Origin of the sequence: Streptomyces sp. URMC 124, from assembly GCF_051386455.1 — a bacterium.
In the GTDB taxonomy this organism is placed as follows: Bacteria; Actinomycetota; Actinomycetes; order Streptomycetales; family Streptomycetaceae; genus Streptomyces.
In genome coordinates this window covers 1-7,161 of the sequence record NZ_JBPQTS010000239.1, presented here as the reverse complement: position 1 = coordinate 7,161, position 7,161 = coordinate 1, and the positions used below count along the sequence as shown (strand labels likewise).

General features: G+C 75.7%; 7 protein-coding genes. All 7 read right to left on the bottom strand.

Annotated elements, in window-relative coordinates:
- On the bottom strand, positions 1-661 hold a 661-nt coding region (locus ACSNOG_RS31075; protein ID WP_436756044.1), incomplete at its 3' end, for a hypothetical protein.
- A 127-nt stretch (positions 662-788) separates the two neighbouring features.
- Positions 789-1,427 carry a hypothetical protein gene (locus tag ACSNOG_RS31070; RefSeq protein ID WP_436756043.1) on the bottom strand — a complete coding sequence of 213 codons (639 nt, stop codon included), beginning with the start codon at positions 1,425-1,427 and terminating at the stop codon, positions 789-791.
- Positions 1,428-1,508: 81 nt separating this feature from the next.
- Positions 1,509-2,306 carry a type III pantothenate kinase gene (locus tag ACSNOG_RS31065; protein WP_436756042.1) on the bottom strand — a complete coding sequence of 266 codons (798 nt, stop codon included), beginning with the start codon at positions 2,304-2,306 and terminating at the stop codon, positions 1,509-1,511.
- Positions 2,306-3,358, bottom strand: a complete 1,053-nt coding sequence (gene nadC / locus ACSNOG_RS31060; protein WP_436756041.1) for a carboxylating nicotinate-nucleotide diphosphorylase — start codon at positions 3,356-3,358, stop codon at positions 2,306-2,308. Before nadC ends, ACSNOG_RS31065 begins: the two co-directional genes overlap by 1 nt.
- A complete protein-coding gene (locus tag ACSNOG_RS31055) occupies positions 3,355-5,070 on the bottom strand; it encodes an L-aspartate oxidase (protein ID WP_436756040.1) in 1,716 nt (571 codons plus the stop codon). The genes nadC and ACSNOG_RS31055 overlap by 4 nt, the downstream gene beginning before the upstream one ends.
- Positions 5,067-5,933, bottom strand: coding sequence for a pantoate--beta-alanine ligase (panC, locus tag ACSNOG_RS31050; RefSeq protein ID WP_436756039.1), 867 nt, complete (start codon positions 5,931-5,933; stop codon positions 5,067-5,069). The genes ACSNOG_RS31055 and panC overlap by 4 nt, the downstream gene beginning before the upstream one ends.
- On the bottom strand, positions 5,930-6,850 hold the full coding sequence (locus tag ACSNOG_RS31045) for a Rossmann-like and DUF2520 domain-containing protein (RefSeq protein ID WP_436756038.1): 921 nt from the start codon (positions 6,848-6,850) through the stop codon (positions 5,930-5,932). The genes panC and ACSNOG_RS31045 overlap by 4 nt, the downstream gene beginning before the upstream one ends.
- Positions 6,851-7,161 lie beyond the last annotated feature (311 nt).

Genomic DNA, 7,161 nt, shown 5'->3' with positions numbered 1-7,161 from the left:
CCTCGCCGGGGGTGGGGATGGGCCGGTCCGGGCGCGGCCCGGACGGCTGCTTGGCGGGATCCGTGCCGGGCTTCCCCGGGGGCTTCTCCTCCGGCTTGCGGGCCGGCTTCCGTCCGGGGGCCGCCGGGGCGTCGGCCGTGGGCGGCAGCCCGCCGGGCAGCGCCAGCAGCGGAGTGCGGCGCAGCCTGATGCGCGCGGAGGGCACCGCGCAGGCCACCCGGTCGGCCGCCGCGGCGCGGCCGGCGGGGCCCGCGACGAGCTCGCAGCGGCGCAGCAGCGCCCGGTAGCCGGCCGCGGCGGGGCCCGCCGAGCGGGTCGAGCACAGCGCGCGGAGGGCGTCGAAGTCCTCGGCGCGCGGCCGGTAGCCCGTGGCGAGGGCCTCCTGGAGGCGCTCGGCGTAGCCGGAGGCGGCGCCGGGGAGGGCGGCTCGGTAGCGGGCGAGGTCGGCGAGGAGGAAGGCGCGCAGCCTCCCGCTCTCCAGGACGGCCTCGTCCACGGCCGTGGCGAGCCGGTGGCACGCGCGCGCCTCGGCGGCGCGCTCGGGGCCGGGGCGCCCGGCGACGGCGTGGGGATGGAGGGCGATGGCGAGGGCTCGGCGCAGCACGCGCAGTTCGTCCGCGCTGAACGCCATGCCGCCGCGTGATCCATAGGGCGTGGGCATGCGCCGACTTTAAGTGCTAAACGGACAATTTTCGCCTAGCTGGATATTTACGGCGTGGCACGGCCGGTGACGCGACCGGCGGCACGACGGGGGCCCCGGCCGACGCACCTACGGACCGTCCGCGCGGTCAGCGCTGCCGGCGGCGCGGAACGCCGAGCGCGATGGCGCCGGCCGAGACGGCGGTGCCGGAGGTGGCGGCGAGCAGCAGGGTGCTGTTGGTGGCCGGTTCGGCGCGCGGCTCGGGCACCCGGTCCACGACCTCGACGCGGATCGGCGCGGAGTCGTTGCCGGGGTCGGGGTCGTCGGACGGCTCGCCGTCGCGGTCGAGGATCCGGACCCGGCCCTCGGCGCCGGCCACCTTCTCGTCGATGCGGACCCGGAAGCTGAGCGTCTCCTGCTCTCCGGCGGAGAAGTCCTCCCCGATGGAGCAGACGTACGAACCGGACTCCGTGGGCGGGACCGCCTTCGCCACGCAGGGCTGCCGGAGACCGCCGTGCGGTGCCCCGACGATCGTCGTGCCGGGCGGCGGCGTCACCTCGTACGTACCGGCGCCGTGCCCGGGCCGCCCGCCGGCCGGGACGGGGCCGCCGTTCCTGACCCCCAGCTCGACCGCGACGGTCTGGCCGACCTGCCCGACGACCGGGTGGGCGATGGCCTGGTAGTCGGCACGGAGCGCCGGTCCGGCCTGCGCCGGGCCGGCCCACAGCCCCAGCCCGGCCGCCAGCGTCGCGGCAGGGACCACCGCCCACCGCATTGTCCGCTTCATTCCCATACGCTCCATGCCCGTCGGATACGGAATCAGGTTCCGCAGCTGACAGGACAGTTGAAACGCACAGTTGGTTGCGTGCTACGCGCGGGAGACGTTCCGCTCGTAGACCAGCCGCAGGCCGATCAGCGTGAGCCACGGCTCGTGCTCGTCGATGACGGACGCCTCACCGAGCACCAGGGGCGACAGCCCGCCCGTGGCGATGACGGTGACGTCGTCCGGATCGTCGGCGAGCTCGCGGGCCATCCGCTCGACGACGCCGTCCACCTGCCCGGCGAAGCCGTAGAGGATGCCGGACTGCATCGCCTCGACCGTGTTCTTCCCGATGACGCCCCGCGGCCGCGCCAGCTCGATCTTGCGCAGCTGCGCGCCCTTGACGCCCAGCGCCTCCACCGAGATCTCGATGCCCGGGGCGATCACACCGCCCGTGTACTCGCCGCGGGCGCTGACCGCGTCGAAGGTCGTGGCCGTGCCGAAGTCGACGACGATGCACGGGCCGCCGTAGAGCTCGACGGCCGCGACGGCGTTGACGATCCGGTCGGCGCCGACCTCCTTGGGGTTGTCCATCAGGATCGGCACGCCGGTCTTCACGCCCGGCTCGACCAGCACCGCGGGCACGTCGCCGTAGTAGCGGCGGGTGACCTCGCGCAGCTCGTGCAGGACGGCGGGGACCGTGGAGCAGATGGCGATGCCGTCGATGCCGTCCCCCAGCTCCTCGCCCAGCAGCGGGTGCATGCCCATCAGGCCCTGGAGCAGGACCGCCAGTTCGTCGGCCGTGCGGCGGGGGTCGGTCGACACCCGCCAGTGCTCGACGATCTCCTCGCCGTCGAACAGGCCGAGGACCGTATGGGTGTTGCCGACATCGATGGTGAGCAGCATCAGGCGGCTTCCCCCTGCGTGTCGTCGCCGTCGCCCTCGTCGCCCTCGCGCAGGTCGAGGCCGATGTCGAGGATCGGGGAGGAGTGGATCAGCGAGCCGACCGCCAGGTAGTCCACGCCGGTCTCGGCGTAGGCGTGGGCGTTGACGAGCGTGAGCCGGCCGGAGGACTCCAGCAGGGCGCGGCCCGCGACGAGTTCGACGGCCTCGCGGGTCTGCTCCGGGGTGAAGTTGTCCAGCAGGATCAGGTTCGCGCCCTCGGCGAGGACGGGCGGGATCTGGTCGATCCGGTCGACCTCGACCTCGACCGGCAGGCCCGGGAAGGCGTCGCGCACGGCCCGGAAGGCCTCGGCCACGCCACCGGCCGCGACCACGTGGTTGTCCTTGATGAGCGCCGCGTCCGACAGGGACATGCGGTGGTTGACGCCGCCGCCGCAGCGCACCGCGTACTTCTCCAGGGCGCGCAGGCCGACCGTGGTCTTGCGGGTGTCGCGGACGGCGGCCTTGGTGCCGTCCAGCAGGTCCGCCCACTCGCGGGTGGCGGTGGCGATGCCGGACAGGCGGCACAGGAGGTTGAGCGCGCTGCGCTCGGCGGTGAGCAGGTCGCGGGTGCGGGTGCGGACGGTGAGCAGCTTCTGGCCGGCGGTGACCCGGTCGCCGTCCTCGACGTGCCGCTCGACCTCGAACTCCTCGGTGCAGACGACCGAGAGGACCGCCTCGGCGATGTGCAGGCCGGAGACCGTGCCGTCCTGGCGGGCGGTGAAGTCGCCGGTGGCGACGGCGTCGGCGGGGATGGTCGCCACCGTGGTGACGTCCTGGCCGCCGTCGAGGTCCTCCTCGATGGCGAGGTGGGCGATGTCCTCGACCTGCAGGGGGTCGAGGCCGGCCTCGGCGAGCAGGCGCGCGAGGTCGGGGTCGAGGCCGCACTCCAGCGCGTCCTCCGCGAACGTCTCACCGCAGCCGCAGCCGTCACCGCAGCCGCCGGTGGCCGTCTCGAGGTTCACCTGGATGTCCTGGCCGATCTGGTGCAGGGGGAGTTCGTTCGGGGTGGTCACGTGGTGCTCCTCGGTTCGGCGCCGGTCGTGGGCGGGTGGGGCGTGACGGGCGGGAAGGCCGCCGTCCCGGTGGTGGAGACCGCGAGCGTACGGTCCGGGCGCAGGGTCACCAAAAGATGCCGGCGCCAGGAGGTGTCGTCGCGGTCGGGGCGGTCCTCGCGCCAGTGGCAGCCGCGGGTCTCCTCGCGGCGGAGGGCGGCGGCGACGAGGACGCGGGCCACGAGCAGGAGGTTGGTGGCCTCCCAGCTCTCCGTACCGGGCGCCTCCGCGGCGGTGGCGGCGTCCTCGTCGATGCGCGCCAGCTCCGCGGCCGCCCGCTGCAGGCTCTCCAGGGAGCGCAGGACGCCGGCGCCCTCCGTCATGATGCGCTGGATCTCCGGGCGGGCCTTCGGGCCGGCGAGCACCGTGCCGGTGCCGGCGGCCTCCGGCGGGAGGGCCTCCCCCGGTGCCGCGCCCGCCTCGCCGAGGCCCGCGGTCACGTCGGCGGCGATGCGCTCCGCGAAGACCAGGCCCTCCAGCAGGGAGTTCGACGCGAGACGGTTCGCGCCGTGCACGCCCGTGCAGGCGACCTCGCCGCACGCGTAGAGCCCGGGGACGGTGGAGCGGCCCAGCAGGTCCGTGCGGACGCCGCCGGAGGCGTAGTGCGCGGCGGGCGCGACCGGGATCGGCTCGGTGACCGGGTCGATGCCGTGCGCCCGGCAGGCGGCGAGGATCGTGGGGAAGCGGTGCTCCCACATCTCGGCGCCGAAGTGACGGGCGTCGAGGTACATGTGCTCGGCGCCGCGCTCCTGCATGCGGCGCATGATGCCCTTGGCGACGATGTCGCGCGGGGCCAGCTCCGCGAGCTCGTGCGCGCCGACCATGAAGCGGTGGCCGTCCGCGTCGACGAGGTGGGCGCCTTCGCCGCGCACGGCCTCCGACACCAGCGGCTGCTGGCCCTCGGCGTCGGGGCCGAGCCACAGCACGGTGGGGTGGAACTGGACGAACTCCAGGTCGGAGACCTCGGCCCCGGCGCGCAGGGCGAGGGCGACGCCGTCGCCGGTGGAGACGGCGGGGTTCGTGGTGGCGGAGAAGACCTGGCCCATGCCGCCGGTGGCCAGGACGACGGCCCGGGCCCGTACGGCGCCCACGCCGTCGCGCTCGCCCTCGCCCATGACGTGCAGGGTGACGCCCGCGGCGCGGCCGGCGGCGTCCTTGAGGAGGTCGAGGACCAGGGCGTGCTCGATGGTCTCGATGCCCGCGGCCCGCACGGCCTCGACCAGGGCGCGGGAGATCTCCGCGCCGGTGGCGTCGCCGCCCGCGTGGGCGATGCGGCGCCGGTGGTGGCCGCCCTCGCGGGTGAGGAGGATGGCGCCGGTGTCGGCGTCGGTGTCGAACTGCGCGCCCGTGGCGATGAGCCGGCGGACCGCGTCGGGCCCCTCGGTGACCAGGGTGCGCACGGCCTCCTCGTCGCACAGGCCCGCGCCGGCGACGAGGGTGTCGTCCAGGTGCTGGCCGGGGGTGTCGCCCTCGCCGAGGGCGGCCGCTATGCCGCCCTGGGCCCAGCGGGTGGAGCCGTCGTCCAGGAGGGCCTTGGTGACGACGGTGACCTTCGCGCCGGCGGCGGCGCAGCGCAGGGCGACGGTGAGCCCGGCGACGCCGGATCCCACGACGACCACGTCGGCGTCGACGGACCAGCCGGGCTTGGGTGCGTGGAGGCGTATGCCGGTCATCGCTCGGCTCCGAGCTGCAGGGGGACGTTGTCGATCAGGCGGGTGGTGCCGACCTTGGCGGCGACGGCCAGGACGGCCTCCCCGGCGTAGTCGTCGGGGACCTCGGTGAAGTCGGAGGGGTCGACCAGGGCCAGGTAGTCCAGGAGGACCGGGGGCTCCAGCTTCGCCGCCGCTTCCAGGATGCCGCGGGCGGCGGCGCGGACGGCGGCCGCGCCGCCGTCCACGGCCGCGGAACCGGCGAGCAGGGCCCGGGAGAGCTCCAGCGCCGTGGCCCGGTCGGCCTCGGACAGATAGCGGTTGCGGCTGGACAGCGCGAGGTGGTCGGCCTCGCGGACCGTGGGCACGCCGACGACCTCCACGGGGAAGTTCAGGTCGCGCACCATGCGGCGGATCAGGGCGAGCTGCTGGGCGTCTTTCTGGCCGAACAGCGCGACGTCCGGCGCGGTCAGGTGCAGGAGCTTGGCGACGACGGTGAGCACGCCGTCGAAGTGCCCGGGACGGGAGGCGCCTTCCAGGCGCTCGCCCATGGGGCCGGCGGTGACGCGGACCTGGGGCTCCCCGCCGGGGTAGACCTCGTCCACGGAGGGGGCGAAGACGGCGTCGGCGCCCGCCTGACCGGCGATGACCACGTCGGCGTCGAGGGTGCGCGGATAGCGGTCGAGATCCTCACCCGCGCCGAACTGCAGCGGGTTGACGAAGACGGTGACGACGACCTGGCCGTCCGGCCCGGCCAGCCGGCGCGCTTCGCGGACGAGGGTGGCGTGGCCCTCGTGCAGGGCGCCCATCGTCATCACGACGGCGCGGCGGCCCGCGCGCGGGAGGGCCCTCAGCTCCTCGGCGTCGCGGGTGAGCTGGATGGTCATGCGGTGCCTCCGTCCGCGAGGACGCCGAGCAGGTCCTCTGCCAGTTCGGGCTTGAGCAGGCCGGCTGCGAGGGCGCGGTCGGCGGTCGTACGGGCCATCGCCAGGTATCCGGGGACGGCCTGGGGGGCGTGGGCGCGCAGCTCGGCGACGTGCGCGGCGACCGTGCCGGCGTCGCCGCGGGCCACCGGGCCGGTCAGGGCGGCGTCGCCGCTGCGCAGCACGTTGTCCAGGGCGGCGCCGAGGAGGGGGCCGAGCATGCGGTCGGGCGCGGCGACGCCGGCGGTCCGCAGCAGGTCCATGGCCTGGGCGACCAGGGTGACCAGGTGGTTCGCGCCGAGGGCGAGGGCCGCGTGGTAGAGCGGGCGGGCCTCTTCCGCTATCCACTCGGGCTCGCCGCCCATCTCGATGACCAGGGCTTCCGCGGCGAGCCGCAGCTCCTCGGGGGCGGTGACGCCGAAGGAGCAGCCGGCCAGGCGGTCGACGTCGACCGGGGTGCCGGTGAAGGTCATGGCGGGGTGCAGGGCGAGCGGGAGGGCCCCGGCGCGGCGGGCGGGGTCGAGCACGGCGGTGCCGTGCCGGCCCGAGGTGTGCACGATGAGCTGGCCGGGGCGGACGGCGCCGGTCTCGGCGAGCCCGGCGACCAGGCCCGGCAGGGCGTCGTCGGGCACGGTGAGCAGGACCAGCTCGGCGCGGGCGAGCACCTCGGCGGGGGTGACGAGCGGGACCTCGGGGAGCAGGGCGGCGGCCCGGCGCACCGAGGCGTCGGAGACTCCGGAGGCGGCGACCGGGCGGTGCCCGGCGAGCCTGAGCGCGGCGGCGAGCGCCGGGCCGACGCGGCCCGTGCCGACGACGCCGACGGTGAGCCGTGCGGGCCGGTCCTGGGGGCTCGGGTGCTCCGGATGGGGATGTGCGTTCACGCGGCGATGGCCTTCCGTTCCAGTCCGCGGCGGGTACCGGACGATTCCTTCGTCATGCTACGTGAGACGTGTGGGGCGGTCCCCGGCCGTCCCCAGCCCTGTGGACAACCGCGGGGGCGTGAACGGCCCGGCCGGGGCGGGGCCCGTCAGCACTCGGCCGGACGGCCGCAGGCGTCCGGGACGCGGCGGTCGGTCTCCTGTGCGGGACGCGGGCGGACGGCTGCGGGGCGGTCGGCGGACGTGCGGACGACCGAGGGGCGAACGACCGAGGGGCGAACGACCGAGGGGCGGACGGCCACGGGGCGGGGGTG

Excerpts from the sequence above, each read along its gene's own strand:
- ACSNOG_RS31070 (WP_436756043.1), bottom strand. The coding sequence starts at position 1,427 with ATGAAGCGGACAATGCGGTGGGCGGTGGTCCCTGCCGCGACGCTGGCG.
- ACSNOG_RS31065 (WP_436756042.1), bottom strand. The coding sequence starts at position 2,306 with ATGCTGCTCACCATCGATGTCGGCAACACCCATACGGTCCTCGGCCTG.
- panC (WP_436756039.1), bottom strand. The coding sequence starts at position 5,933 with ATGACCATCCAGCTCACCCGCGACGCCGAGGAGCTGAGGGCCCTCCCG.
- ACSNOG_RS31055 (WP_436756040.1), bottom strand. The coding sequence starts at position 5,070 with ATGACCGGCATACGCCTCCACGCACCCAAGCCCGGCTGGTCCGTCGAC.